A 24067-nucleotide genomic window follows, 5' to 3' on the forward strand; every position below is an offset into this window, starting at 1 on the left:
AGTGCTCATGGTAAGGTGCCTGCCCGTCCTTATTCCTGCGCCCAGCATGCTGCCGACTTCCCGTACCCTGCGTCTGTCGTTGTATTCCCTGCTGATCATCGCCGGCACTGTCGTCGCCGCGACGCTCGCCATGCGCCACGCCGAGCGTCAGGCACAGGAAGAAGACGCCACCCGCGCCAACCAGCAACTGGGGCTCTACGCCAACTCATTGCACACCCTGATCGACCGCTACCGCGCGCTGCCCGCCGTGCTGGCGCTGGATCCGCAATTGCGTTCGGCACTGGCCGGCCCTGTCGATGCGGCGCAGCAGACCGCACTGAATCTGAAGCTGGAAAAGATCAACGGCGCGGCGCAGTCCTCGACCCTTGAACTGCTCGACCGCACCGGCCTGGCCGTGGCCGCCAGTAACTGGCGCTTGCCGAGCAGTTACGTCGGTCACAATTACGGCTTCCGCCCCTACTTCAGCCAGACCCGCACCCAAGGCACCGGGCGTTTCTACGCGGTGGGTGTGACCAGCGGCATTCCCGGTTATTTCCTCTCCAGCGCAGTGCTCGGGGACAACGGCGAGTTCCTCGGCGCGATGGTGGTCAAGCTGGAATTTCCCGAGCTGGAGCGCGAATGGAGCCAGGGCAGCGACACGCTGCTGGTCAGTGATGCGCGCGGGATCATCTTCATCGCCAACCAGCCGGGCTGGCGTTATCGCGCCTTGCGGCCGTTGAGCGCCAGCGATCTGGCCGAGATCAAAACCACCCGCCAGTACGACAAGCAATCGCTGGTCCCTTTGACCCATTTGCCGCTACGGCGCTTCGATGACAACAGCGATCTGCGCCGGGTCGAAGGCCCGCAGGGCACGGCGGATTATCTGTGGGAATCGCTGCCGCTGACGACCGAAGGCTGGACCCTGCACCTGCTGCGCCGCCCGCAAGTGGCCTTCGAGGATTTGCGCAACGCCGCGCTGGCCGCCGCTGGGGTGTGGCTGGCGCTGGTGTTTCTGTTGCTGTTTCTCAACCAGCGCTGGCGGCTGGCCAAGGTCCGCCAGCGCAATCGCGAAGAACTCGAGCGTCTGGTCGAGGAGCGCACCCGCGACTTGCGCACTGCTCAGGAAGGTCTGGTGCAGTCGGCCAAGCTCGCCGCGCTGGGGCAGATGTCCGCCGCGCTGGCCCATGAAATCAATCAACCGCTGACCGCTCAGCGCATGCAACTGGCGACCCTGCGCCTGCTGCTCGAACATGGCCGCGTGGATGACGCGTACAAGGCGCTGAAACCGGTGGACGACATGCTTACGCGCATGGCTGCCCTCACCGGCCACCTCAAGACTTTCGCCCGCAAAAGTCCGAGCGGTTTGCGTGAACGTCTGGATCTGGCGACCGTGGTCGATCAATCGCTGCAATTGCTCGATGCGCGGCTGCGCGACGAGCAGGTCAGCCTGGTGCTGCATCTGACACGCCCGGCATGGGTGCGCGGTGATGCGATTCGTCTCGAACAGGTGCTGATCAACCTGTTGCGCAATGCGCTGGACGCCATGCAAGGCAAAGCCTGCAAGCGTCTGCAAATCCGTCTGGAGGCCGACGAGCAATTGTGGCGGCTGAGCGTCAGCGACAATGGTGGCGGCATTGCCGAGGAGCATCTGGGCCAGGTGTTCGATCCGTTCTTCACCACCAAACCGGTGGGTGACGGCCTGGGCCTGGGGCTGGCAGTATCCTTCGCCATCGTGCATGAATCCGGCGGCCGTCTGAGCGCCGAGAATGCCGACAACGGCGCGGTGTTCAGTCTTACCTTGCCAATCGATCTGGAGGCGCACATCTGATGCTCAATTCGGTGATGGTGGTCGACGACGAAAGCAGCATTCGCGACGCCGTCGAACAATGGCTGAGCCTGTCGGGCTTCGAAGTGCAGCTGTTCAGCCGCGCCGAAGAATGCCTCGCCGCGCTGCCGGAGCATTTTCCCGGGGTGATCCTCAGCGATGTGCGCATGCCCGGCATGGACGGTTTGCAATTGCTCGCCGAGGTGCAGAAGCGCGACGCGGATCTGCCGGTGATTCTGCTCACCGGCCACGGCGACGTGCCGATGGCAGTTGAAGCCATGCGCGACGGTGCCTACGACTTCCTGGAAAAACCGTTCAGCCCGGAAACCCTGCTCGGCAGTCTGCGCCGGGCGCTGGACAAACGCCGCCTGGTCCTGGAAAACCGCGCCCTGCACGAGCTGGCCGACAACCGCGCGAAGCTGGATGCGACGTTGCTGGGCGTGTCCCGGGGTTTGCAGACGTTGCGTCGGCAGGTGCTGGATCTGGCGGCGCTGCCGGTCAACGTACTGATCCGTGGCGAAACCGGCAGCGGCAAGGAACTGGTCGCGCGCTGCCTGCATGATTTCGGCCCGCGCGCCGACAAACCGTTCGTGGCGCTGAACTGCGCGGCGATCCCGGAACAACTGTTCGAGGCCGAACTGTTCGGCCATGAGAGCGGCGCGTTCACCGGTGCCTCGGGCAAGCGCATCGGCAAACTGGAGTACGCCGATGGCGGCACGCTGTTTCTCGACGAGATCGAAAGCATGCCGCTGGCCCAACAGGTGAAATTGCTGCGGGTCTTGCAGGAGCAAAAGCTTGAACGGCTGGGCTCAAATCAGAGCATTCGCGTCGATTTGCGCATCGTTGCGGCGACCAAACCGGACCTGCTTGATGAGGCCCGCGCCGGACGTTTTCGTGAAGACCTGGCTTACCGGTTGAACGTCGCCGAACTGCGCTTGCCGCCGCTGCGCGATCGCCGCGAAGACATTCCGTTGCTGTTCGAAACCTTTGCCCAGAACGCCGCCCAGCGTCTGGGCAGGACCTTCCCACCATTGACCGGCGCCCAGCTGAGTCACCTGCTCAGCCACGACTGGCCGGGCAACGTCCGCGAACTGGCCAACGTCGCCGAGCGTCAGGTGTTGGGGCTGGATGAACCGGTCGCCGGAATCGATCCGGGGCAATCGCTGGCGGCGCAGCAGGAAGCCTTCGAAGCGCAATGCCTGCGCGCGGCGCTGACCCGGCACAAAGGCGATGTGAAAGCCGTGCTCGAAGAACTGCAACTGCCGCGCCGCACGTTCAATGAAAAGATGCAGCGCCATGGGTTGAGTCGGGAGATGTTTTTGGCCGAGTGAGGCAGAGATTTGTGGTGTAGCTGAAATCCATCCCCCTCACCCCAGCCCTCTCCCCCAGAGGGGCGAGGGGGAAAGGGAGCCGATCTTCATGCTTTTCAAACCTGCATTCACCTCGATAACTCAGTTCGATGCACCTCGAATAAACACCTCGGTCAGTCCCCTCTCCCTCCGGGAGAGGGTTAGGGTGAGGGGCTTTTGATCTGCGCCGCAATAAGCGGAAATCCGCTCACACAAACCAATCAGTCGGCACAAATCCGCTCACCCATTCCCTCTACCCCCTCTAAACCGGCCCTCCGCCCCTTGGCACAGCTCCTGCTATAGCCCCCGCAGGCTGCGTTCCGACGCGCTCCACAAAAACAATTAAACGAAGGATCCTTCAATGGATAACTCCAACGCCCTGCCCCTCGGGTCGGCTGCCGTGCCGGCCAAACCGAGAACCACCGCCAGCCGGATCAAATCGATCTTCAGCGGCTCTGTCGGCAACATGGTCGAATGGTACGACTGGTACGTGTATGCCGCCTTCTCCCTGTACTTCGCCAAGACCTTCTTCCCCGCCGGTTCCACCACCGCGCAACTGATGAACACCGCAGCGATCTTCGCCGTCGGCTTCCTGATGCGCCCGATCGGTGGCTGGTTGATGGGCATGTACGCCGACAAGGTCGGACGCAAGAAAGCGCTGATGGCCTCGGTGTACCTGATGTGCTTCGGCTCGCTGCTGATTGCCCTGAGCCCGAACTATGAAACCATCGGCATCGGCGCGCCGATCCTGCTGGTGTTCGCCCGTCTGCTGCAAGGCCTGTCGGTCGGTGGCGAGTACGGCACGTCGGCGACGTATCTGTCCGAGATGGCGACCAAGGAACGTCGCGGCTTCTTCTCCAGCTTCCAGTACGTAACGCTGATCTCCGGCCAGCTCATCGCCCTCGGCGTGCTGATCGTGCTGCAAAACATGCTGACTACCGAACAGCTGTACGCATGGGGCTGGCGCATCCCGTTCGCCATCGGCGCGCTGTGTGCGGTCGTGGCGCTGTACCTGCGTCGCGGCATGGAAGAAACCGAGTCGTTCACCAAAAAAGAGAAGTCCAAGGAAAGCGCCATGCGCACCTTGATGCGCCACCCGAAAGAGCTGTTGACCGTGGTCGGCCTGACCATGGGCGGCACCCTGGCGTTCTACACCTACACCACCTACATGCAGAAATACCTGGTGAACACGGTCGGCATGAGCATCTCCGACTCGACCACCATTTCCGCCGCCACGCTGTTCCTGTTCATGTGCCTGCAACCGATCATCGGTGGCCTGTCGGACAAGATCGGCCGGCGCCCGATCCTGATCGCCTTCGGCGTGCTCGGTACGATCTTCACCGTGCCGATCCTGATGACCCTGCACACCATCCAGACCTGGTGGGGCGCGTTCTTCCTGATCATGGCGGCGCTGATCATCGTCAGCGGCTACACCTCGATCAACGCGGTGGTCAAAGCCGAATTGTTCCCCACTGAAATCCGCGCCCTGGGCGTCGGCCTGCCGTATGCACTGACCGTATCGATCTTCGGCGGCACCGCTGAATACATCGCGCTGTGGTTCAAGAGCATCGGCATGGAAACCGGTTACTACTGGTACGTCACCGCATGCATTGCCGTGTCGCTGCTGGTGTACATCACCATGAAAGACACCCAGAAGCATTCGCGGATCGTGACTGACTGACCGGACCGCATCGGGGGCAGGACACAAAATCCGTGTCCTGCCCCGAACCCGTAGGAGCTGCCGAAGGCTGCGATCTTTTGATTTTGTTTTTCGAGATCAACAGATCGCAGCCTTCGGCAGCTCCTACAGGGGGATTTGCATCCGGGTGGAAATATGCCGTGGCTCCTTGCACTATGGCTGCATCCGAATGCAGCTCAGGAATCCGCTCCCCATGCCCGATGACATCCACTTCTACGAACCTGCCAATGGCCACGGCCTGCCTCACGATCCGTTCAACGCCATCGTCGGCCCGCGCCCCATCGGCTGGATCTCTTCGCAGGATGCCGAAGGCCGGCTCAATCTGGCGCCGTACAGTTTCTTCAACGCCTTCAACTACATTCCGCCGATCATTGGTTTTTCCAGCATCGGGCGCAAAGACAGCCTGAACAACATCGAGCAGACCGGTGAGTTCGTCTGGAACCTCGCCACCCGCCCGTTGGCCGAGCAGATGAACCAGAGCTGCGCGATGGTCGCGCCGGAGGTCAACGAGTTTGAACTGGCGGGGCTGACGACCGTGGCGTCGAAGGTGATTTCCGTCCCACGGGTCGCTGAAAGCCCGGTGTCCTTTGAGTGCAAGGTCACGCAGATCATCCAGTTGCAACGCGCCGATGGTGAAACCGTGCCGAGCTGGCTGATCCTCGGTGAAGTTGTCGCCGTGCACATCGCCAAATGGCTGCTGAAAGATGGCATGTACGACACCGCCGCCGCACAACCGATTCTGCGCGGCGGCGGGCCGGCGGATTATTTCCAGCTGGGGCCTGAAGCATTGTTCAAGATGTGGCGCCCGGGGGCGCAGAAATAACTACCAGATCAGGTCGGCGTCATCAGTGACGCCCTGGAGTTTATCCAGCTCGTTGATCGCCGCTTCATCGGCTGCGATGGCGCCGGGAAACACCTGCTCGTTCAGCAATTTGTGAAAGCGCGGTGCGCCGCCATCGATCAGGGCCTTGACCGCGATGGCCGCGTAATAACCCTTGTTGCCGCCCAGCTCGACGGGGACGACTGCGGAGACTGCTTCGAAGCGTTCAAACTCTTTACGTGCCATGTCGCGGATCCTGGCTCAATCAATTAAGCCGGACATTAAACCCTCAACCGGCGAGTTTGTGTATCGGCGCCGAACATTGACCGAGGGCCTGCGCGGCGGAAACGTCCCTGAAGGTGTGGAAGTCGAGGCTGTTGACCACCAGGTCCTGGACCAGCTCGGCGAAGACTTCCATCGACGGACTGTTGAAGTAAGCAGTCATCATCTGCTGGCTGCTCCAGCAGCCGCTGACCAGCCACAGGTCGGCGTCGCACTGCGATTGTTGCAACGAGAAACTCAGGCAACCGGGCGCAGCGCGCGAGACCTCGATCAAAGCGCTCAGGCGCACACCGAGTTCCGCCGAGCGCCCGGCCTGGGCACGAACGAAGGCCATATGACTGACAGGCATCTGCTTGGACATGATCAACCCTCCATGAAATCGCGTGGCAGCCGGGGGACGGGCTGCGACTGAAGCAAAGATTAAGGGCCGGGCCGGCAGCGCCGTTAGTCGATTCCTGCCTTCGCGTTGCACAATCCTGCGAGACTGTGCAGACGACCTGTAACAACCTGTAAACCTGCGCAACACGTGGGTCATACGCGTTTTGTGTAGGAGCTGCCGAAGGCTGCGATCTTTTGATTTTGCCTTGAAGATCAACGGATCGCAGCCTTCGGCAGCTCCTACAGGGTTGTATGGCGGGAGACATGTGCGCACCTCAGGGCAGAATCAGGCAAGCATTTGGCAGAATGTGTCTACCGCCGCTGCTTGCACAAACATATGCTCTGTTGCATTCCCCCTCACTTGCCGAGGATGCCGTGCATGACGTCATTCGATCGTTTTCAAGCCGAACCCAGCGCCGACATGGAAAAGCAGCGAGCGGAGCTGGCGGCGATCATCCGCCGCAACACCAGCGATGATGGCAGCTACCAGACCGCCATCGGCTCGCTGGTCATGTCGCGCCACACCAAGTCCCATGACTTCGCCCCGGTGCTCGCGCAGCCGGCGCTGTGCATCATGGCGCAGGGGCGTAAAGAGGTCCGACTGGCTGACGAATTCTTCAATTACGACCCGCTGAATTATCTGGTGGTGTCGGTTTCGATGCCGCTCAGCGGGCGGGTGGTCAACGTCTCCCCCGAAGAACCGATCCTCGCCGTGCGCCTCGACATCGACCCGACGGAAATCACCGCGCTGATCGCCGACGCCGGCCCGATGGGCGTGCCGACGCGCCCGACCGGCCGTGGTCTGTACGTGGAAAAAATCGACAGCGCCATGCTCGACGCGGTGTTGCGTCTGGCGCGATTGCTCGACGCGCCGAAAGACATCGCCATGCTCGCGCCACTGATTCGCCGGGAGATTCTCTATCGCCTGCTGCGCAGCCCGCAGGGTCATCGCTTGTATGAGATTGCGATTGCCAACAGCCAGAGCCATCGCATCAGCCAGGCGATCAAATGGCTCAACGGCAATTTCGAGCAGCCGCTGCGCATCGATGATCTGGCGCGGGAAGTGAACCTCAGCGTGTCGACGCTGCATCACCGCTTCAAGGCGATGACGGCGATGAGTCCGTTGCAGTATCAGAAGCAGCTGCGCCTGCAAGAGGCGCGGCGACTGATGTTGACCGAAGGACTGGAAGCGTCAGCGGCGGGGTACCGCGTGGGCTATGAAAGCCCGTCGCAGTTCAGCCGCGAGTACAGCCGGCTGTTTGGCGCACCGCCGCTGCGGGATCTCGCGCGGCTGCGGCTGTCGGTCTGACCGTTAAAAGCCCCTCACCCTAGCCCTCTCCCAGAGGGAGAGGGGACAGATTGCGGAATATTGAAGAGGTTCACCGACTTGAACGATTACCTTTGAATCCATAATCGACTCGATTTTTCAGGTCGGCGAACATCGCAAGACACCTCGGTCGGCTCCCTCTCCCTCCGGGCGGTCCGACGTTTCGGGAGGGCTGGGGTGAGGGTCGGCTTTTACACCGCTCGAATCACATGCTTGATCTCCTGAAACGCCGCCAAACCCCAAGGTCCCAGTTCGCGGCCAATACTGCTCTGCTTGTATCCGCCCCACGCCGTCTGCGGGAAGATCACCTGCGGTGCATTGATCCACACCAGCCCCGCCTGCAACCCATTGGCCACGCGATCTGCTGCGGCGGCATCGCGCGTCACCACACTCGCCACCAAGCCGAACCGGGTGTCGTTGGCCAAGGCAATCGCTTCGGTTTCGCTGCCGAAACTGCGCACACACACCACCGGCCCGAAAATCTCCTCTCGCCATAACGCGCTGTCCAGCGGCACGTCGGTGAACACCGTCGGTTGCAGAAAATAGCCCCGCGGCAAATCTGCCGGGCGATTGCCGCCACAGAGCAAACGCCCCCCCGCACTCAAGCCACGATCAATATGTCCGAGCACCCTTTGGTATTGCGCCTGATTGACCAGCGCGCCCATCTCCACGTCCGGGTCGAACGGATCGGCGACTCGAATCGCCTGCGCGCGTTTTTGCAGACGCTGAAGGAATTCATCCATCAATTGCTCGGCGACCAGCACCCGACTGGTGGCCGAACACATCTGCCCGGCGTTGAAGAACGCACCGCCACACGCCAGTTCCACCGCCAGCTCAAGATCGGCATCCGCCAGCACCAGCAACGACGATTTGCCACCGAGCTCCAGGCTGACTCCCTTCACGGTTTCGGCAGCGCGTTGCATCACCTGCACGCCAACTGCGTTGCTGCCGGTGAAGGAGATTTTGGCAATACGTGGATCCGCCGACAACGGCGCACCCACCGCCAGACCAGTACCGCAGACCAGATTGAACACGCCGTCGGGCAAACCGGATCCAGCGATGATCGCCGCCAGTTCCAGCTCCGGCAGCGGCGTCACTTCGGACGGCTTCAGCACCACGCAGCAACCGGCGGCCAGCGCTGGTGCGAGTTTCCATGCGGTGGTGACCATGGGGAAATTCCACGGCACGATCAGCCCGACCACGCCGCACGGCTCACGACGCAGGCGCGCGCTGAAATCCGCGCTGGGCAGCGGCACATGGCTGTCCTGTTTTGCGTCGAGGCCTTCGGCGAGTTCGGCGTAATACTCGAACGTGGCGATCACGTCATCGACATCGATCGCCGCTTCGAACTGCGGTTTGCCGTTGTTGCTCGATTGCAGGTTCATCAAATGCTCGCGACCCTTGCGCACGCCATTGGCAATGTTGCGCAGGATCGCCGCGCGCTCGGTGCCGGTGGTCTGCGACCATTGTTTGAACGCTTGGCACGCGGCGCTGATCGCTTGATCGACGGTCTGTTCGTCACCGCCATTGACCGTGGTGAGCAGCGCCTCCGTAGCGGGGTTGATCACCCGCAGGTGTTCACGGCCCGACGACCATTGGCCGTTGATGTAGAGGCCATCGAGTGTGGTTGGAAAATTGCTCATGGGGCCACCGCCTGCATCCATTGGTTCTGGTCGATTTCAATCAGCGTCGGGCCTTGCCGGTCCGTCGCCTTGCGCAGCGCTGCGCGCAGTTCGTCGACGCTGCTGATGGCTTGCGCGGTGCAACCGAGGCCCTTGGCCACGGCGACGAAGTCCGGGGTGTAGATGTCCACGCCGACCGGTTCGATGGCGCGGTTGACCATGTACTTTTTGATCTCCTCGTAACCCTGGTTATTCCACAGCAGCACGATCACCGGCACCCGCGCTTCGACGGCGCTGGCCAGTTCCGGCAGGGTGAATTGCAAGCCGCCGTCGCCGATCAGGCACACCACGGGCGGACGGGCGCCGTTATCGAGTTGTCCACCGAGCCACGCACCGATCGCCGCAGGCAACGCATAGCCGAGGGTGCCGTAACCGGTGGAGGCGTTGAACCAGCGGCGGGGACGCTCGGGGTTGAAAGTGAGGTTGCCGGTGTACACGGGTTGCGTGGAATCGCCGACGAACACCGCGTCGGGCAATTCATGCAACACCGTTTCAAGGAAGCGGGTTTGCGCCAGCGTCGGCGCATCCCAGCTCGCGGCCAGCTCATCGCGCAAGCGCGCAGCCCGAGCGTGGCCCCAATCATCGCGGCGCTCGGCCAGCGGTTTTTGCGTCAGCGTGCTGAGCAATGCCTGCGCGGCGTTGCGCGAATCAGCGACCAGTGCGACGTGCGGCGGGAAGTTGCGCACGGTCTGATCGGCATCGATGTCGATGCGCAGCAGCTTGCCGGGAATCTCGAAGCCGCCGGCGAACGTGACGTCGTAATCGGTCTCGGCCAGCTCGGTGCCGATCGCCAGCACCACATCGGCCTCGGCAACCAGTGCGCGGGTGGCGACCAGGCTTTGCGTCGAACCGATCAACAGCTGATGGCCTGTTGGCAGCATGCCCTTGGCGTTGATGGTCAGCGCTACCGGCGCATCGAGCAACTCGGCGATTCTTCTCAGCTGCGGGGCGGCGTCGATGGCACCGCCGCCGGCGAGAATCAGTGGCCGTTGCGCGCTGGCGAGCAGTTCGCTCATGTGACTCACGGCAGCCGGTGCGGCGCCGGCACGGTCGATGTTCACCGGCATGCTGGCGAGCAATTCATCGGCCTCCTCCACCAACACGTCCAAGGGAATTTCGATGTGCACCGGACGCGGTCGCCCGGCCTGGAACAAGGCAAACGCACGGGCCAGCACCACCGGCAACTCGGCGGCAGACATCAGCGTGTGCGAGAACGCTGCAACGCCGCCGACCAGTGCGCTCTGGTTCGGCAGCTCATGCAACTTGCCGCGGCCACCGCCCAACTGATGGCGCGACTGGACGCTGGAGATCACCAGCATCGGAATCGAATCGGCGTAAGCCTGGCCCATGGCGGTGGTGATATTGGTCATGCCCGGGCCGGTGATGATGAAACACACACCGGGTTTGCCGCTGGTGCGCGCATAGCCGTCGGCCATGAACCCGGCGCCCTGCTCATGGCGAGGCGTGACGTGGTTGATGCTCGAACGGGCGAGGCCTCGGTATAGCTCAACGGTGTGCACACCGGGAATGCCGAACACCTGCTCGACCCCGTAATTCTCCAACAGCCTGACCAGTACTTCGCCGCACGTTGCCATGTTGATTGCCCTTTCTCGTTCGCTGAAACACAGCTTGTGCAGGAGTGAGCCTGCTCGCGATAGCGTCATGAAATTCAACATTGCGGTGACTGACTCACCGCTATCGCGAGCAGGCTCACTCCTACAGAAAAGCCGTGGAATGCGTTCATTGGAACGGTGCACAACTGGCAGCAACAATCGATTAAAAGTCATACTAGCCATGTCCTCCCGTCATACCTCGGATCGCCATGAAACGCCTGCCACCCCTGCCCGCTCTGCACACGTTCTGGATCACCGCGCAATGTTGCAACTTCACCCGCGCCGCCGAGCAGTTGCACATCACTCAGGGCGCGGTGAGCCGGCAGATCGCCGGGCTGGAGGAACAGCTCGGTTATCCGTTGTTCATTCGTCTGGCCCGCGGTCTGGCGTTAACGGCCGAAGGCCGCGAATGGCTGCCGCAGGTGGAAAAGGTCTTCGGACTGATCGGCGAAGCGACCGAGCAGATCGGGCTCGAACATCAGACTTTGCAACTCAAGGCCCCGAGCTGCGTGATGCGCTGGCTGCTGCCGCGTCTGCTGCAATGGCAGAAGGAGCGCCCGGACGTGCCGGTAAAACTGACGGCCTCGCTGCAACACGGTGTGGATTTTCAGCGCGAGCAATTCGACGCCGCCGTGATCTACGGCCCGCCACCGGATAATTCGCCAGGCGCGCTGCATCTGTTCGACGAGCAACTGACACCGGTCTGCTCGCCGCAATTGCTCAAGGGCTCGCCTGTGCTGAATTCACCGGATGATCTGCAGGCGCATCTGTTGTTGCACCCGACCCACGACCTTCAGGACTGGTCGGTGTGGCTCGATGCGGCGGGTTTGCAACTGAGTAATCTGGGTCGCGGGCAGCATTTCGAAACGCTGGATCAGGCGATGTCGATGGCCTCCCATGGCACAGGTGTGGCGATCGGGGACTGGTCGCTGATTGGTGATGATCTGAACGCCGGGCGGCTGGTGATGCCGTTTGCGTTGAAGGTGAAGACGGGGTTGGCGTATTACGTGGGGGTGCCTGCTGCAGCCAAGCCCTCGCCGCAGTTGGAAGAGTTGATGCTTTGGCTGGTTGAGCAGGCACATTTGCGCTGAAGCTTCTCCCCTCACCCTAGCCCTCTCCCCAGGGAGAGGGAACTGATTGGGGGATGCTCAAGACATTCATCGCCCTGACACAGCCGCGCCGAATCCATAATCGACACGGTCGTTCAGGTCAATGCGTGATCCAAGACAACTCAGTCGGGTCCCTCTCCCCCCGGGAGAGGGCTGGGGTGAGGGGAAAAGTCTTGACTCAATATCCGACCGTATAACGTTGGCGCGAATGCTTCGGCGTTTCCACTTCGTCAATCAGCGCAATCGCGTAATCGGCAAACGTGATCCAGCTACGCCCTTGCGCACTGACCAACAGATGATCCTTGCCGACACGGAAGGTGCCACTGCGCTCACCTTCGACAAACTCCGCCGACGGCGACAGGAAAGTCCAGTCCAGTTCCTGTTCCTGACGCAACGCTTCAAGAAACGCCGCCCCCGCACTCGCCTCGGTTTTGTACTCGGCCGGGAACCCGGCACTGTCGATCACCCGCGTGTCATCCGGCAGCAACAGCGAACCGGCGCCGCCCACCACCAGCAAGCGTTTCACGCCCGCCTGCTTGACCGGCCCGACAATCGCCGAGGCCGGCACGGTGGCGAAATGCGCTGCGCTGATCACCACGTCGTGACCGGCTACCGCCGCCTGCAGCGCCGCCGCATCCAGCACGTCGAGATTTTTGCTGACGACACCGGCGCGATTACCGATCTTCGAAGTATCGCGGGCGATGGCCGTGACGCTGTGACCGCGACGCAGGGCTTCTTCCAGCAGTTGGCTACCGGCACGTCCGGTGGCGCCGATGATTGCAATCTTGCTCATGAGATTCTCCAGTTGGCTTGAAAAGGCTGCGTGTTCAGGTTCGGCTTACCACTGCATCTCACCCTTGGCGACTTTCGCGCTGAGTTCCAGCGAGCTTTCCTCGCCAAGTTGCGGGTAGCGCTTTTTCATCGCCGCGATCAACGCAGCAGAATCCTTGGCCTTGGAGGTTTCGGCATCGAAGGCCTTGATGTAATCAGCGGTGAATTTCACGCTGTCCAGCGAGCGGCTGCTGTCACCCAGGTAATGGCCAGGCACCACGGTTTGCGGTTTCAGGCTTTCGATGGTGTGCAAGGTGTGCAGCCAGTCGGCGTGGGATTGCGCAGTCTGGGTGTCGGCCATCCACACATGAATGTTCTCGGCGACCACCACGCCGCCGACCACCGCCTTCAGCGACGGAATCCACACGAAGCTGCGATCCGGCTGTTTGCCGTCGAGGCCGATCACCTGCAACTTCTGCCCTTCGAGGGTCAGGCTGTCGCCCTTGAGCACGTCCGGGACGATGGTTTTCGCTGGCACATCGGCGCCCATTTTCGGGCCCCAGTAGGCCAGTTTGCCATCGACGGTGTGCTTGATGTGATCAACGGTCGGCTGCGAGGCCAGCACTTTCGCCTGTGGAAATGCTTGGGTCAGGGTGTCGAGACCGAAGTAGTAATCCGGATCGCCGTGGCTGATGTAGATGGTGGTCAATTGCTTGCCGCTGGCGCGGATCTTTTCCACCACCTGCTCGGCTTGGGATTTGCCGAATTGCGCGTCGACCAGAATTGCCTCTTTCTCGCCACTGACCAGCACCGAGCTGACCGGGAAAATCGCCTGGGTGCCCGGGTTGTAGATATCGAGGCTCAGCTCGGCAGCGGACGCATGGGCGGCAAAAGCGAAAAATGCTGAGGCGAGCAGCACGCGTTTGAACTGGGTGAAACCGATCATCTGTTGCTCCGAGTTTCGAATGCCAGGTTGGCGATGCAACAGAGCTTAGTTGCCAGACTCAGTACAAAAAATGCGATGCTTGAACATAGTTTGTTTCTAAAAGCGGGCAAATCATGGATCGGCTTCAAGCAATGCGCGTATTCGTCACGGTGGTGGATCTGGGCAGCCAGTCAGCGGCGGCCGACCACCTCGACCTGTCGCGACCGGTGGTCTCGCGCTATCTGGCGGAGCTGGAAGACTGGGTCGGCGCGCGGCTGATGCACCGCACCACGCGCAAACTGAGCCTGACCGCCGCCGGCAGTGAAATCCTCCCGCGTTGTCGGCAGATGATCGACCTGTCGCACGACATGCAGGCCGCCGTCAGCGAACCCGATGACGCCCCGCGCGGACTGCTGCGGATCAGCGTCAGCACCTCGTTCGGCCAGGCGCAACTGGCCGATGCCATGGCGGCATACGTCAAGCTTTACCCAGGCGTGAGCATCGATCTGCAAATGCTCGACCGCACGGTGAATCTGGTCGATGAACGCATCGATCTGGCGATTCGCACCAGCAACGATCTCGATCCGAATCTGATCGCCCGACGCCTGACCGTTTGTCGTTCGGTGGTCTGCGCAGCGCCGGCTTACCTGCGAGAACATCCGGCGCCGCGGACAGTTGAAGATCTGAGCCGACACAATTGCCTGACCCATTCCTACTTCGGCAAGAGCCTGTGGCATTTCGAAGAGAATGGCCAACCGGTTTCTGTGCCTGTGCAGGGCAATATCAGCGCCAACGAGGCCAGCACCCTCCTGCGCGCCACCCTGGCCGGCGCGGGTGTGGCGATGCTGCCGACCTACCAGGCCGGGGTGCATATTCACAACGGCGAACTGCTGCGTTTGCTGCCACATGCCGAGCCGCGACAGATGAACATCTACGCGGTGTACGCCTCACGCAAACACATGCCCGCAGCGCTGCGCAGCCTGCTCGATTTTCTTGTGCAGCGCTTTCCCGAGAACCCCGCGTGGGATGCCGGCCTGTAAAGCAATCCCTTGTAGGAGTGAGCCTGCTCGCGATAGCGGTATTTCTGTCGGCACAGTGGTGACTGACACACCGCTATCGCGAGCAGGCTCACTCCTACAGTGGCTCATCAGTGTGCTGAATGGCCAGGTAAATCCTCAAGCGCACTCGCTGGCAAGTGTGCACCGCTGACCTATGCTCAAAGTAATACCGCAAGGTAGACGTTCAGAGGTCTACGCCATGAACATCAAAACAAAAAGGTACGCCGCGATTTTCATCACCTGCGCCGCCACCCTGGCGTTGTATGGCGCCGCTGCCTGGCGGGTCGAGCAGTTACGCCAGCTGCCGCGCGAGTATGCGAGCTGCAACTATGAGCGGTGTATTCCGCACAATGCCACGCTGAATGCATTGCGCTGATTGACCTGGGCTGGAATGCAATCCCTGTGGGAGCGAGCCTGCTCGCGAATGCGCTGTGTCAGCCAGCATCGTTGCTGAATGAGAGGCCGTATTCGCGAGCAGGCTCGCTCCCACAGGGGGTCTTGCGGTGTTCTCAGGATTGCTGCTCGGCCTTCAAGCGGTCGCGGAATGCCTTTGGCGAAATCCCCACCCGGCGGCGGAACAGGCGCGTGAAGTTGGTCGGGTCGGAAAAGCCCAACAACTCCGACATCTCGTAAATGGTCATGCTGGTGTAGGTCAGCAGGCGCTTGGCTTCCAGCAACTGGCGCTCGTGCATGATCTGCAACGCCGGTTGCCCGGCCAGTTCACGGCAGGTGCCGTTGAGGTGCGATACGGAAATGCCCAGGCGATGGGCGAGGTCTTCCACTTTGACGTGCTGGCGGTAAGTCTCTTCCACCAACTGAATGAAACCGTTGAGGTACTCGCGCTGACGTTGTGGGCGCTGACTGGCCTTGTGGCGGACGATCGCCTGTCGGCTGACCCAGACCATGATCACGCTGACCAGCGAATGCATGAGCATTTCCCGCGCTGGTTGATGGCCGTTGTACTCGGCCTGCAACGCTGCAAACAGACTGTTGAGGTAATCGCCGTCCTCGCCGGCCGGGTAGTTTTCCGCCCGGGCCAGGGCGTGTACCGAGTCGCCCAGTTGCGCCTGCAAATGGTTGATCAGCGGCGTCGCCAGGGTGACGATGAAGCCCTCGACGTCCTCGGAAAAGCGAAAACCGTGCACCGACAACGGTGGCAGCACCTGTATCGCAGGCGTCTCGAGTTGCGTGCGCTGGCCTTCGATTTCAAGCTCTGCCTGACCTTTGAAAACGAATAGCAGCTGGCACAGATCCGCGTGGCGGTGAGGTTTGATTTCCCATTGATGTTCGCGACTGCGTGAGGAAATGGTTTCACAGTGCAGCAAGTCCGGGGTCGGCCAGTCCAGGCTTTCCCCATAGAGCTTGAACACCGGAATCGAAGGCAGGGCAGGCTTGTTCATCACTTCAATCCAGGCCTCGGGTTTATGGGCGATAATCGCACCGATTGGCAGAATGTACAGGTATCGGCTCAGTTTTCACCTTCAATTGACAGACCCGCAAGGGAAAAATGCAAGCACTCGATCCATAAAATCATTCACCGGCTATTGCTGCGTGAAGCTTGCGAGTCATAAAAACAATGAAAACCCTGAAAACCCAAGTCGCGATTATCGGCGCCGGTCCTTCCGGACTGCTCCTCGGCCAGTTGCTGCACAACGCTGGCATCGACACCCTGATCCTCGAACGCCAGACCCCTGATTACATTCTCGGACGCATCCGTGCCGGTGTGCTTGAACAAGGCATGGTAGAGCTGCTGCGTCAGGCCGGGGTCGGTCAGCGAATGGATGCCGAGGGCCTGATTCATGGCGGATTCGATCTGGCGCTGGACGGTCGTCAGGTGCACATCGACCTGCACGCGTTGACCGGTGGCAAAACCGTAATGGTCTACGGCCAGACCGAGGTCACCCGCGACCTGATGGCCGCTCGTCGGGAGGCCGGCGCGCCGACGATTTATCAGGCGAGCAATGTCGTTCCTCACGACATGAAAAGCGACGAAGCTTTTGTCACCTTCGAAAAGGACGGTGAATCGTGGCGCGTCGACTGCGATTACATCGCCGGTTGCGATGGCTTCCACGGCGTCGCGCGGCAGTCGATTCCTGCCGATTGCCTGAAGATCTTCGAGCGGGTTTATCCGTTCGGCTGGCTGGGCATTCTTGCCGACACACCACCTGTTCACGATGAACTGGTCTATGCCCGTCACGAGCGCGGCTTCGCCTTGTGCAGCATGCGTTCGGCCACCCGCACGCGTTATTACCTGCAAGTGCCGGCGGATGAAAACGTCGATGACTGGAGCGATCAGCGTTTCTGGGATGAGTTGAAAAACCGCCTGCCGGTGGCCCTCGCGGAAAAACTGGTGACCGGCCCTTCGATCGAAAAAAGCATCGCGCCGCTGCGCAGTTTTGTCGTTGAACCGATGCAGTACGGCCGGATGTTCCTGGTCGGCGACGCCGCGCACATCGTCCCGCCCACTGGCGCCAAGGGCTTGAATCTGGCGGCCAGCGACGTAAGCACCCTGTTCAACATTCTGCTGAAGATCTACCGAGAAGGTCGAAGCGATCTGCTGGAAAAATATTCAGAGATTTGCCTGCGCCGGGTGTGGAAAGCCGAGCGGTTTTCCTGGTGGATGACGTCGATGCTGCATCGCTTCGACGAGCACGATGAATTCAGCCAGCGCATCAGCGCTTCGGAACTGGACTACTTCGTCAGCTCGGAAGCCGGGCAGAAAACCATTGCAGAAAATTACGTCGGGCTCCCGTACGAGGCTATCGAATAGCCTGCTATCGACTTACACTGGCGAGCACTTACCCGCTCGCCTTGCTCCGAGCGGGTCAATCACTGCCCGCAGGTTTTCCGTGACCACTCTCAATCAGCCTGAAACGCCCAAACCGGCCATTCGCAGCGTGCTGGTCGCCTTGATGATGGCGATCTTTCTTGGTGCGCTGGACCAGACCATCGTCGCCGTGTCGATGCCGGCGATCTCCGCGCAGTTCAAGGACGTCAGCCTGCTGGCCTGGGTGATTTCCGGTTACATGGTGGCGATGACCGTCGCGGTGCCGATCTACGGCAAGCTCGGCGACCTGTACGGGCGACGCAAACTGATGCTGTTGGGCATGGGCCTGTTCACCCTCGCCTCGTTGTTCTGCGGCATGGCGCAAAGCATGGAGCAGCTGGTGCTGGCGCGCATTCTTCAGGGCATCGGCGCTGGGGGCATGATCTCGGTGAGTCAGGCGATCATCGGCGACATCGTCCCGCCGCGTGAACGCGGGCGCTATCAGGGTTACTTCAGCAGCATGTACGCCGTGGCCAGCGTTGCAGGGCCGGTGCTCGGCGGCTACATGACCGAATACCTGTCGTGGCGCTGGGTGTTTCTGATCAACCTGCCGCTGGGCCTCGGCGCGTGGTGGGTGGCGCGGCGCAACCTGCGCGGCTTGCCGATTCCGCAGCGCAAACCGGTGATCGATTACCTCGGCACGGTGCTGATGATCATCGGTCTGACTGCGTTGCTGCTCGGCATCACCGAAGTCGGCCAGGGCCATTCATGGCGCAGCAGCGAAGTGCTCGGCCTGCTCGCCTGCGCCGTGATCGTACTGGCGTTGTTCGTCTGGCATGAGCGCCGGGCACGCGAGCCGTTGCTGCCGATGCACCTGTTCGCCAACCGCAATGCCCTGCTGTGCTGGTGCACGATTTTCTTCACCAGTTTCCAGGCCATCTCGCTGATCGTGCTGATGCCGCTGCGCTTTCAAAGCGTCACCGGCGCCGGCGCCGACAGCGCCGCGTTGCACTTGCTGCCGCTGGCGATGGGCTTGCCGATCGGCGCCTATTTCGCCGGCCGCCGCACGTCGATTACCGGGCGCTACAAACCGCAGATTCTCACCGGGGCGATCCTCATGCCGATCTCGATTCTCGGCATGGCCTTCAGTCCGCCGCAAGCCACGTTGCTCAGCGGGTTGTTCATGTTGCTCAGCGGTATTGCCGGCGGCATGCAGTTCCCGACCTCGCTGGTCGGTACGCAAAACTCAGTGGAACAACGGGACATCGGCGTCGCTACCAGCACCACCAACCTGTTTCGCTCACTGGGCGGTGCGGTAGGCGTGGCGTTGATGTCGGCGCTGTTGCTCGCATTGCTGCACGACTCCAGCTTCGCCCACCTGGCGAACAGTTCGCTGATCAGCGAAGGGCATTCTGGCAATGTCCTGCTCGATGGCCTGAACGCCGCGCCGGGGGATGCACAGAACGCTTTGCGAGCAGAACTGCTGGTGACCTTCCGACACTTGCTCTGGGTCAGCACGGCAGTCTCGCTGCTGGGGCTGGCGGCGGCGATTGCGATGCCGAACAACCTGCTGCGCGGGCGCGAGCACGGCGCGAAATAGCACAAGCACCGCAAAACCCTGTAGGAGTGAGCCTGCTCGCGATGACGGTATGCCTGTCGACATCATTGTTGTATGAAACACCGCATCGCGAGCAGGCTCGCTCCTACAGAGGAACGGCGTTCGCTCAAGGGCTGTAGTAACCCACCGCGACGAGGAAGTGCCCGACCTTTTTCAGGTAGGCATGCTTGTCCTCGATCTTGCCGGTCACCGGGTTTTTCCAGCGGTATTCGTATTCGCCTTCATCCTGTTTGCCGATCAGCGCCAGAATCGGCTCGCCCACCGGCTTGCCTTCCGGGTCCTTGACCTTGCCAAAATCAGTGTTGATCAAGCGCAGGTTGGTGCCGTGTGCGACGTAACGCTGGTTGTTCAGATCGACCACGAACACATACAGATCGTCCTGCAGATAACCGCCCTTGAGCGAGTTGATCGCGGTCAGCGTGCCCTTCTCGTCCTTGCCCAGATCCGTCGCGGCTTTATCCAGCAAGGCCTTGGCCTGCTCGGCAGAGGCCCGCGGCAAGTAGTAACCGACGGCAAGAATGCGCTGGCCGACGCGCTGATAGAACACATGCTTGCGCTCGACCTTGCCGTCGGCCCAGTTCTGCCAGCGGTATTCGGCCTGCTGGATGCCGTTGCCTTCCGGCACCTTCAGCGCGTCCTTGAACGCCTTCTGCAGATCCGGCCCGAGCACTTCGCTGACATCGCGGCCGATCAGCGCCGAAGACGGCCCGCCGCTGGCAAGCATGACGCCCTTGGTGTCGAGGACGAAGACATAGCGATCCTTGTCGACGAACTCGCCCTGACGGCTGAATGCGGCGAACGCCTTGTCGCCATTGTCGTGGTAGTAGGCCAAGGCTTTTTCCAGCAGGGCGATGGCCGCGTGACTGTCATCCTTGGCGGCGGTGGCGGCGCTGGCCTGGCCGAAACCGGCCAACAACAGCAGGCCGAGCCAGGCCACCTTATGCAAAAACCCCATAGCGCATCCCTCGTTCTTTTCGGTGTTTCAAGAGCGTAGACGGCTTGCGGTCATGTCGAGATATTCAGAGCGTTTCTGAACATTGCGCCGTGAGGCTGACAAGCAATGCTCTCCAGCCTCGATCAGCGCTTACGGGCGGGAATTGATCTGTTGCTGCAGGTTCTGGATCTGCGCCTGCAAGGTATTCAGGTTGCGGGTCATCTGCGCGCGGAACGCATCGAACTCGGCGGTATTGCCGCCACCCTGTGGCGCGGCCGGGCGATTGTCCTGCTGACTTTTCAACACCACGATGTCCTGCTCCAGACGATCGATCGCCGCGCTCGGGTTGCCCTGTTTCTTCAGCGCCGCGATATCGGCACCGAGGCTTTTGAACTGGGCGTCGAAGGCCTTCAGCTGCGCATCGACCTTGCTGGTATCGGCCGGCGTGCTTTTGATGGTCGCCAGTTCGGCGCTCAGGACTTTGACCTGCGCCTGCAACTGCGTGTTGGCGTTCTGCTGTTCGGTGGTCTGCGCGGTCATCTGCGCCAGACGCTTGTCCAGCTCGCTGGCCTGACCGGCCACGCCTTGCTGCTGCTTGCTCTGGTCGAGCAACTTGCCTTCAAGCTGTTTGATCTGCAACTTCAGCGCTTCGCTGTCGCTGCTGACGTTGCTCTGGCTGGCGACGACCTTGCCGGAAATATCCTGCAGGCGCCCCGCCGCTTCTTCGCTGATGCGCGCAAAGCTTTCCTGGGTGGCGACCAGTTGCTGCTCCATCAGCGAAATCTGCTGGAAGCTCCACCAGGCCAGACCGATGAAGGCGAAAAACAACGCGCCGACCAGCGCCCACAGCGGCCCGGTGCTGGCAGTCTTGACCTTGACCACGGGCGCGGTACGCGAATGCACGGAAGTGCGGGGGCCGGGCGCGATGTCATCGTCATCGAACGGGTCAGCGCGCAGGCTTGGCACGTTATCGAAATCGTCGTCGTGGGCATCGTTTCGCATGGACATTGAGGCAACCTTTGGCAAACGCGGTGATGGCTAAATGCTGCGAAGTATAACCGCCGCAGCCGCAGGCATTGACCCTCAAGCCGCAACGCGGTTCATTGCCGCCCGGCCGAATCGTTTCAACGAATGTCCTGAGCTTTCCACCACGCGCAGAACTCATCGAGGGCAGCCCACAGGCTGACTTTCGGGTCGTAGTCGAGATAATGCCGGGCGCGGCTGATATCCAGGGTGAAATTTTTCTTCATGACTTGCATGCCCAGGCGCGACAGGGTCGGCTCCGGACGTCCGGGCCAGAGCATGCACGCGCCCTCATTGAGCGCCGCGACGCTGTAGGCCAGACCGTAAGAGCGATATTTGCGCACCTGATCGACGTCCATCCGCCGCATCACGTAGTTGACCACGTCCCACAGCGGCACCGGCGTACCGTTGCTGATGTTGTAGGCCTTGCCCAGCGCCGAGCCAGCCGCCAAGAGGCTGCTGAGCATGACTTCGTTGAGGTTCTGCACGCTGGTGAAGTCGACCTTGTTCAAACCGTCGCCGATGATCGCCAGACGGCCCTTGCGCTGCATCTTCAGCAGTCGCGGGAAGATGCTCATGTCACCGGCGCCGGTCACGAAACGCGGGCGCAGGGCGATGGTTTCCAGACCGAATTCCTGGGCACCGAAGACTTTTTGCTCGGCCAGATATTTGGTCGCGGCGTAGGGATGCTTGAAGCGCTTGGGCACTTGCTCTTCGGTCAGGCCAAGATGGTCACGGCCATCAAAATAGATCGACGGCGACGACAGATGCACCAGCCGCCGCACGCGCTGCTTGAGGCAGGCTTCGACAACGTTTTCGGTGACTTGGACATTGCCCTGATGGAAGTCCTGATAACGCCCCCACACGCCGACGGCACCGGCGCAATGCACCACCGCTTCGACGTCGCGGCAGAGGTCGCGTACCAGATCGGCGTCGGTCAGATCGCCCGGCACAAACTCCGCACCCCGGCGCACCAGATGCTCGACGCTCTCGGCCCGGCGACCGTTGACCCGCACTTCAAGGCCCTGCTCCAGGGCGAAACGCGCAAAGCGCCCGCCAATAAAGCCGCTGGCGCCGGTAACCAAAATCTTCATCAAAAACTCCAGGGAAGCAGCTGCAAGCTTCGAGCTTTCAGCTGCAAGTTGAAACGGTGCTTGTTCTTGCCGCTTGCAGCTTGACGCTTGCCGCTGCGTTCAAGCCACTAGCCATTGCTTTGAGGCGCGCAGCAGTTGTTCGGTGAGCAGGTTCAGCAACTGGCCGCCGTTGCGCCAATGATGCCAGTACAACGGCACGTCGATCGGTTTATCTGGCAGCAATTCGCGCAGCACGCCGCGCTCCAGCTGTTCGCGCACTTGCAGTTCCGGCACCAGCCCCCAGCCCAGGCCGGCTTCGGTCAGGCGAATGAAGCCTTCGGAGGACGGGCATAAATGGTGCTCGAACGCGCCATCGACGCCCAACAGCGCCAGGTAGCGATGCTGGAGGAAATCGTCCGGGCCGAATACCAGTGCGGGGGTGCGTGGCAGCTGTTCGGCGCGTACGCCATCGGGAAAATGCCGGGCGATGAAGGCCGGACTGGCGAGCGCGCGATAGCGCATGGCACCGAGCAACACGCTGCGTGCGCCGGCCACCGGGCGCTCGCTGGCGCACAGGCATGCGGCCACTTCACCGGCACGCATGCGCTTGAGGCCGACGGTCTGGTCTTCGACGATCAGATCGAGTAACAAATGCTGCTCGGCGCAGAAATCGCCAACGGCGCCTGCCCACCAAGTGGCAAGGCTATCGGCGTTGAGGGCGATGCGCAGGCGATCCGGCAGGCCTTCTTCGTCCAGCGCCGGTACCGCCGATTGCAAGTCGCGCTCAAGCAAACGCACCTGCTGCACATGGTTGAGCAAGCGCCGGCCGATTTCGGTCGGCGATGGCGGTGTTTCGCGTACCAGCACCGGCTGGCCGACGCGCGCCTCGAGCAACTTGATGCGCTGGGAGATCGCCGACTGCGACAGGCCGAGAACCTGTGCAGCGCGATCGAATCCGGCCTGCTCGACCACCGCGGCCAGCGCAGAAAGCAATTTATAGTCGAACATCATTTTTCCTAATGGGCGATCAGCACTATTGGTTTTTCTTATACAGCGCCACACCGGAGAATAGCCAGCAAGCACTCTCTTTCAAGGATATTTTCCATGTGGCAAAGCTATGTAAACGGCCTGTTGGTGGCGTTCGGCCTGATCATGGCGATCGGCACGCAGAACGCGTTTGTATTGGCGCAGAGCCTGCGCCGTGAACACCATTTGCCCGTGGCGGCATTGTGCGTGGTGTGTGACGCGATTCTGGTGGCGGCCGGGGTGTTCGGCCTGGCGACGATTCTGGCGCAGAACCCGACCCTGCTGGCGATTGCCCGTTGGGGCGGCGCGACCTTTTTGATCTGGTACGGCAGCCAGGCGCTGCGCCGGGCCTGCTCCAAGCAGAGCCTCGAGCAAGGCGAGAACCAGACCGTACGCTCCCTGCGCGCGGTCATGCTCAGCGCGTTGGCGGTGACATTGCTCAATCCCCACGTTTATCTGGATACGGTTTTATTGATCGGCTCGCTGGGCGCGCAGCAATCGGTGCCCGGCGCTTATGTAGTCGGCGCGGCGAGCGCCTCGCTGCTGTGGTTTTTCACCCTGGCTCTCGGCGCCGCATGGCTGGCACCATGGCTGGCCCGGCCGAGCACCTGGCGCATTCTCGATCTGGTGGTGGCGTTGATGATGTTCGCTGTGGCCGCGCAGTTGATCATCGCCGGATGAATTAATGCTGAAGGCTCTGGAACCTCTATCCCACACAGTTGTTGCGTGGTTAAGGCGCGACCCCGGTGCTATGATCCGAACCCTGCGCCGCAAAGAGTAAAAACTCGCCGGTGCATTTCCGGCCGCCC

At 61.5% G+C, this 24067-nt stretch carries 22 protein-coding genes; 11 read left to right on the plus strand and 11 right to left on the minus strand.

Translation table 11 applies throughout. The features are described 5' to 3' along the window. Window positions 1-46: 46 nt before the first annotated feature. The 4 genes from QRN33_RS00890 to QRN33_RS00905 all read left to right on the plus strand — a co-directional run bounded on the left by QRN33_RS00890 (window position 47) and on the right by QRN33_RS00905 (window position 5675). The gene (locus QRN33_RS00890) at window positions 47-1807 is read left to right on the plus strand and encodes a sensor histidine kinase (RefSeq protein ID WP_116658985.1); all 1761 of its coding nucleotides are present in this window, start codon (window positions 47-49) and stop codon (window positions 1805-1807) included. Next, window positions 1807-3135 carry a two-component system response regulator MifR gene (mifR, locus tag QRN33_RS00895; RefSeq protein ID WP_252875003.1) on the plus strand — a complete coding sequence of 443 codons (1329 nt, stop codon included), beginning with the start codon at window positions 1807-1809 and terminating at the stop codon, window positions 3133-3135. The genes QRN33_RS00890 and mifR overlap by 1 nt, the downstream gene beginning before the upstream one ends. A 379-nt stretch (window positions 3136-3514) precedes the next feature. Then, window positions 3515-4834 (plus strand): MFS transporter, encoded by a 1320-nt coding sequence (locus tag QRN33_RS00900; RefSeq protein ID WP_024014128.1) that lies wholly within the window; start codon window positions 3515-3517, stop codon window positions 4832-4834. Window positions 4835-5045: 211 nt separating this feature from the next. Next, the gene (locus QRN33_RS00905) at window positions 5046-5675 is read left to right on the plus strand and encodes a flavin reductase family protein (RefSeq protein ID WP_281923008.1); all 630 of its coding nucleotides are present in this window, start codon (window positions 5046-5048) and stop codon (window positions 5673-5675) included. Here QRN33_RS00905 and QRN33_RS00910 read toward each other — a convergent pair whose 3' ends face one another. Continuing rightward, window positions 5676-5918: a hypothetical protein gene (locus QRN33_RS00910; protein WP_042607328.1), complete on the minus strand. Its 243-nt coding sequence runs from the start codon at window positions 5916-5918 to the stop codon at window positions 5676-5678. Window positions 5919-5961: 43 nt separating this feature from the next. After that, entirely contained in the window at window positions 5962-6315 is a 354-nt protein-coding gene (locus tag QRN33_RS00915) for a putative quinol monooxygenase (RefSeq protein WP_281923006.1), read from the minus strand. A 396-nt stretch (window positions 6316-6711) separates the two neighbouring features. Here QRN33_RS00915 and QRN33_RS00920 point away from each other — a divergent pair, with 396 nt between their 5' ends. Beyond that, window positions 6712-7641, plus strand: coding sequence for an AraC family transcriptional regulator (locus QRN33_RS00920; RefSeq protein ID WP_042607330.1), 930 nt, complete (start codon window positions 6712-6714; stop codon window positions 7639-7641). Between the two features lie 209 nt (window positions 7642-7850). Here the strand turns inward: QRN33_RS00920 and QRN33_RS00925 are convergent, their stop codons facing one another. Together QRN33_RS00925 and QRN33_RS00930 are read right to left on the minus strand one after the other, a co-directional pair. Then, complete coding sequence (locus tag QRN33_RS00925) at window positions 7851-9302, minus strand: aldehyde dehydrogenase family protein (protein WP_285406148.1); 1452 nt, start codon at window positions 9300-9302, stop codon at window positions 7851-7853. Beyond that, window positions 9299-10936 (minus strand): 5-guanidino-2-oxopentanoate decarboxylase, encoded by a 1638-nt coding sequence (locus tag QRN33_RS00930; RefSeq protein WP_285406151.1) that lies wholly within the window; start codon window positions 10934-10936, stop codon window positions 9299-9301. The genes QRN33_RS00925 and QRN33_RS00930 overlap by 4 nt, the downstream gene beginning before the upstream one ends. A 227-nt stretch (window positions 10937-11163) precedes the next feature. Here QRN33_RS00930 and QRN33_RS00935 point away from each other — a divergent pair, with 227 nt between their 5' ends. After that, window positions 11164-12045: a LysR substrate-binding domain-containing protein gene (locus tag QRN33_RS00935; protein ID WP_285406152.1), complete on the plus strand. Its 882-nt coding sequence runs from the start codon at window positions 11164-11166 to the stop codon at window positions 12043-12045. 196 nt (window positions 12046-12241) lie between these two features. On the opposite strand, the gene QRN33_RS00940 is transcribed toward QRN33_RS00935, so the two are convergent. Both QRN33_RS00940 and QRN33_RS00945 read right to left on the minus strand, forming a co-directional pair. Then, window positions 12242-12856, minus strand: coding sequence for an NAD(P)-dependent oxidoreductase (locus tag QRN33_RS00940; protein ID WP_065616691.1), 615 nt, complete (start codon window positions 12854-12856; stop codon window positions 12242-12244). Between the two features lie 45 nt (window positions 12857-12901). Beyond that, window positions 12902-13780: an MBL fold metallo-hydrolase gene (locus tag QRN33_RS00945; protein ID WP_285406158.1), complete on the minus strand. Its 879-nt coding sequence runs from the start codon at window positions 13778-13780 to the stop codon at window positions 12902-12904. A gap of 113 nt (window positions 13781-13893) precedes the next feature. Here QRN33_RS00945 and QRN33_RS00950 point away from each other — a divergent pair, with 113 nt between their 5' ends. Both QRN33_RS00950 and QRN33_RS00955 read left to right on the plus strand, forming a co-directional pair. Then, the gene (locus tag QRN33_RS00950) at window positions 13894-14799 is read left to right on the plus strand and encodes a LysR family transcriptional regulator (protein ID WP_285406161.1); all 906 of its coding nucleotides are present in this window, start codon (window positions 13894-13896) and stop codon (window positions 14797-14799) included. A gap of 217 nt (window positions 14800-15016) precedes the next feature. Beyond that, a complete protein-coding gene (locus tag QRN33_RS00955) occupies window positions 15017-15193 on the plus strand; it encodes a hypothetical protein (protein WP_173867352.1) in 177 nt (58 codons plus the stop codon). A 133-nt stretch (window positions 15194-15326) separates the two neighbouring features. Here QRN33_RS00955 and QRN33_RS00960 read toward each other — a convergent pair whose 3' ends face one another. Next, complete coding sequence (locus QRN33_RS00960) at window positions 15327-16217, minus strand: helix-turn-helix domain-containing protein (protein ID WP_042607337.1); 891 nt, start codon at window positions 16215-16217, stop codon at window positions 15327-15329. Between the two features lie 176 nt (window positions 16218-16393). Between QRN33_RS00960 and pobA the strand changes: the two genes are divergently transcribed. Together pobA and QRN33_RS00970 are read left to right on the plus strand one after the other, a co-directional pair. Then, window positions 16394-17587 (plus strand): 4-hydroxybenzoate 3-monooxygenase, encoded by a 1194-nt coding sequence (pobA, locus tag QRN33_RS00965; RefSeq protein ID WP_285406165.1) that lies wholly within the window; start codon window positions 16394-16396, stop codon window positions 17585-17587. A 79-nt stretch (window positions 17588-17666) separates the two neighbouring features. Beyond that, the gene (locus QRN33_RS00970) at window positions 17667-19184 is read left to right on the plus strand and encodes an MDR family MFS transporter (RefSeq protein ID WP_285406167.1); all 1518 of its coding nucleotides are present in this window, start codon (window positions 17667-17669) and stop codon (window positions 19182-19184) included. 124 nt (window positions 19185-19308) lie between these two features. Here the strand turns inward: QRN33_RS00970 and QRN33_RS00975 are convergent, their stop codons facing one another. From QRN33_RS00975 to QRN33_RS00990, 4 genes are all read right to left on the minus strand, one after another. Further along, window positions 19309-20157, minus strand: coding sequence for a cache domain-containing protein (locus QRN33_RS00975; protein WP_285406170.1), 849 nt, complete (start codon window positions 20155-20157; stop codon window positions 19309-19311). Between the two features lie 129 nt (window positions 20158-20286). Next, complete coding sequence (locus QRN33_RS00980; RefSeq protein WP_285406173.1) at window positions 20287-21144, minus strand: ATPase; 858 nt, start codon at window positions 21142-21144, stop codon at window positions 20287-20289. A gap of 116 nt (window positions 21145-21260) precedes the next feature. Continuing rightward, a complete protein-coding gene (locus QRN33_RS00985; RefSeq protein ID WP_064365068.1) occupies window positions 21261-22253 on the minus strand; it encodes an NAD-dependent epimerase/dehydratase family protein in 993 nt (330 codons plus the stop codon). Between the two features lie 99 nt (window positions 22254-22352). Beyond that, complete coding sequence (locus QRN33_RS00990; protein ID WP_042607343.1) at window positions 22353-23240, minus strand: LysR family transcriptional regulator ArgP; 888 nt, start codon at window positions 23238-23240, stop codon at window positions 22353-22355. Window positions 23241-23336: 96 nt separating this feature from the next. On the opposite strand from QRN33_RS00990, the gene QRN33_RS00995 reads away from it, so the two are divergent. Next, window positions 23337-23939, plus strand: coding sequence for a LysE/ArgO family amino acid transporter (locus QRN33_RS00995; protein ID WP_016773432.1), 603 nt, complete (start codon window positions 23337-23339; stop codon window positions 23937-23939). Window positions 23940-24067: the final 128 nt, after the last annotated feature.

The sequence above is a fragment of the Pseudomonas sp. FR229a genome, from assembly GCF_030209115.1.
GTDB classification, from domain to species: domain Bacteria; phylum Pseudomonadota; class Gammaproteobacteria; order Pseudomonadales; family Pseudomonadaceae; genus Aquipseudomonas; species Aquipseudomonas moraviensis_A.

What these genes read in the sequence shown, in the direction of transcription:
- QRN33_RS00890 (WP_116658985.1), top strand. Translation starts at nt 47, where the DNA reads ATGCTGCCGACTTCCCGTACCCTGCGTCTGTCGTTGTATTCCCTGCTG.
- mifR (WP_252875003.1), top strand. Translation starts at nt 1,807, where the DNA reads ATGCTCAATTCGGTGATGGTGGTCGACGACGAAAGCAGCATTCGCGAC.
- QRN33_RS00900 (WP_024014128.1), top strand. Translation starts at nt 3,515, where the DNA reads ATGGATAACTCCAACGCCCTGCCCCTCGGGTCGGCTGCCGTGCCGGCC.
- QRN33_RS00905 (WP_281923008.1), top strand. Translation starts at nt 5,046, where the DNA reads ATGCCCGATGACATCCACTTCTACGAACCTGCCAATGGCCACGGCCTG.
- QRN33_RS00910 (WP_042607328.1), bottom strand. Translation starts at nt 5,918, where the DNA reads ATGGCACGTAAAGAGTTTGAACGCTTCGAAGCAGTCTCCGCAGTCGTC.
- QRN33_RS00915 (WP_281923006.1), bottom strand. Translation starts at nt 6,315, where the DNA reads ATGTCCAAGCAGATGCCTGTCAGTCATATGGCCTTCGTTCGTGCCCAG.
- QRN33_RS00920 (WP_042607330.1), top strand. Translation starts at nt 6,712, where the DNA reads ATGACGTCATTCGATCGTTTTCAAGCCGAACCCAGCGCCGACATGGAA.
- QRN33_RS00925 (WP_285406148.1), bottom strand. Translation starts at nt 9,302, where the DNA reads ATGAGCAATTTTCCAACCACACTCGATGGCCTCTACATCAACGGCCAA.
- QRN33_RS00930 (WP_285406151.1), bottom strand. Translation starts at nt 10,936, where the DNA reads ATGGCAACGTGCGGCGAAGTACTGGTCAGGCTGTTGGAGAATTACGGG.
- QRN33_RS00935 (WP_285406152.1), top strand. Translation starts at nt 11,164, where the DNA reads ATGAAACGCCTGCCACCCCTGCCCGCTCTGCACACGTTCTGGATCACC.
- QRN33_RS00940 (WP_065616691.1), bottom strand. Translation starts at nt 12,856, where the DNA reads ATGAGCAAGATTGCAATCATCGGCGCCACCGGACGTGCCGGTAGCCAA.
- QRN33_RS00945 (WP_285406158.1), bottom strand. Translation starts at nt 13,780, where the DNA reads ATGATCGGTTTCACCCAGTTCAAACGCGTGCTGCTCGCCTCAGCATTT.
- QRN33_RS00950 (WP_285406161.1), top strand. Translation starts at nt 13,894, where the DNA reads ATGGATCGGCTTCAAGCAATGCGCGTATTCGTCACGGTGGTGGATCTG.
- QRN33_RS00955 (WP_173867352.1), top strand. Translation starts at nt 15,017, where the DNA reads ATGAACATCAAAACAAAAAGGTACGCCGCGATTTTCATCACCTGCGCC.
- QRN33_RS00960 (WP_042607337.1), bottom strand. Translation starts at nt 16,217, where the DNA reads ATGAACAAGCCTGCCCTGCCTTCGATTCCGGTGTTCAAGCTCTATGGG.
- pobA (WP_285406165.1), top strand. Translation starts at nt 16,394, where the DNA reads ATGAAAACCCTGAAAACCCAAGTCGCGATTATCGGCGCCGGTCCTTCC.
- QRN33_RS00975 (WP_285406170.1), bottom strand. Translation starts at nt 20,157, where the DNA reads ATGGGGTTTTTGCATAAGGTGGCCTGGCTCGGCCTGCTGTTGTTGGCC.
- QRN33_RS00980 (WP_285406173.1), bottom strand. Translation starts at nt 21,144, where the DNA reads ATGTCCATGCGAAACGATGCCCACGACGACGATTTCGATAACGTGCCA.
- QRN33_RS00985 (WP_064365068.1), bottom strand. Translation starts at nt 22,253, where the DNA reads ATGAAGATTTTGGTTACCGGCGCCAGCGGCTTTATTGGCGGGCGCTTT.
- QRN33_RS00990 (WP_042607343.1), bottom strand. Translation starts at nt 23,240, where the DNA reads ATGTTCGACTATAAATTGCTTTCTGCGCTGGCCGCGGTGGTCGAGCAG.
- QRN33_RS00995 (WP_016773432.1), top strand. Translation starts at nt 23,337, where the DNA reads ATGTGGCAAAGCTATGTAAACGGCCTGTTGGTGGCGTTCGGCCTGATC.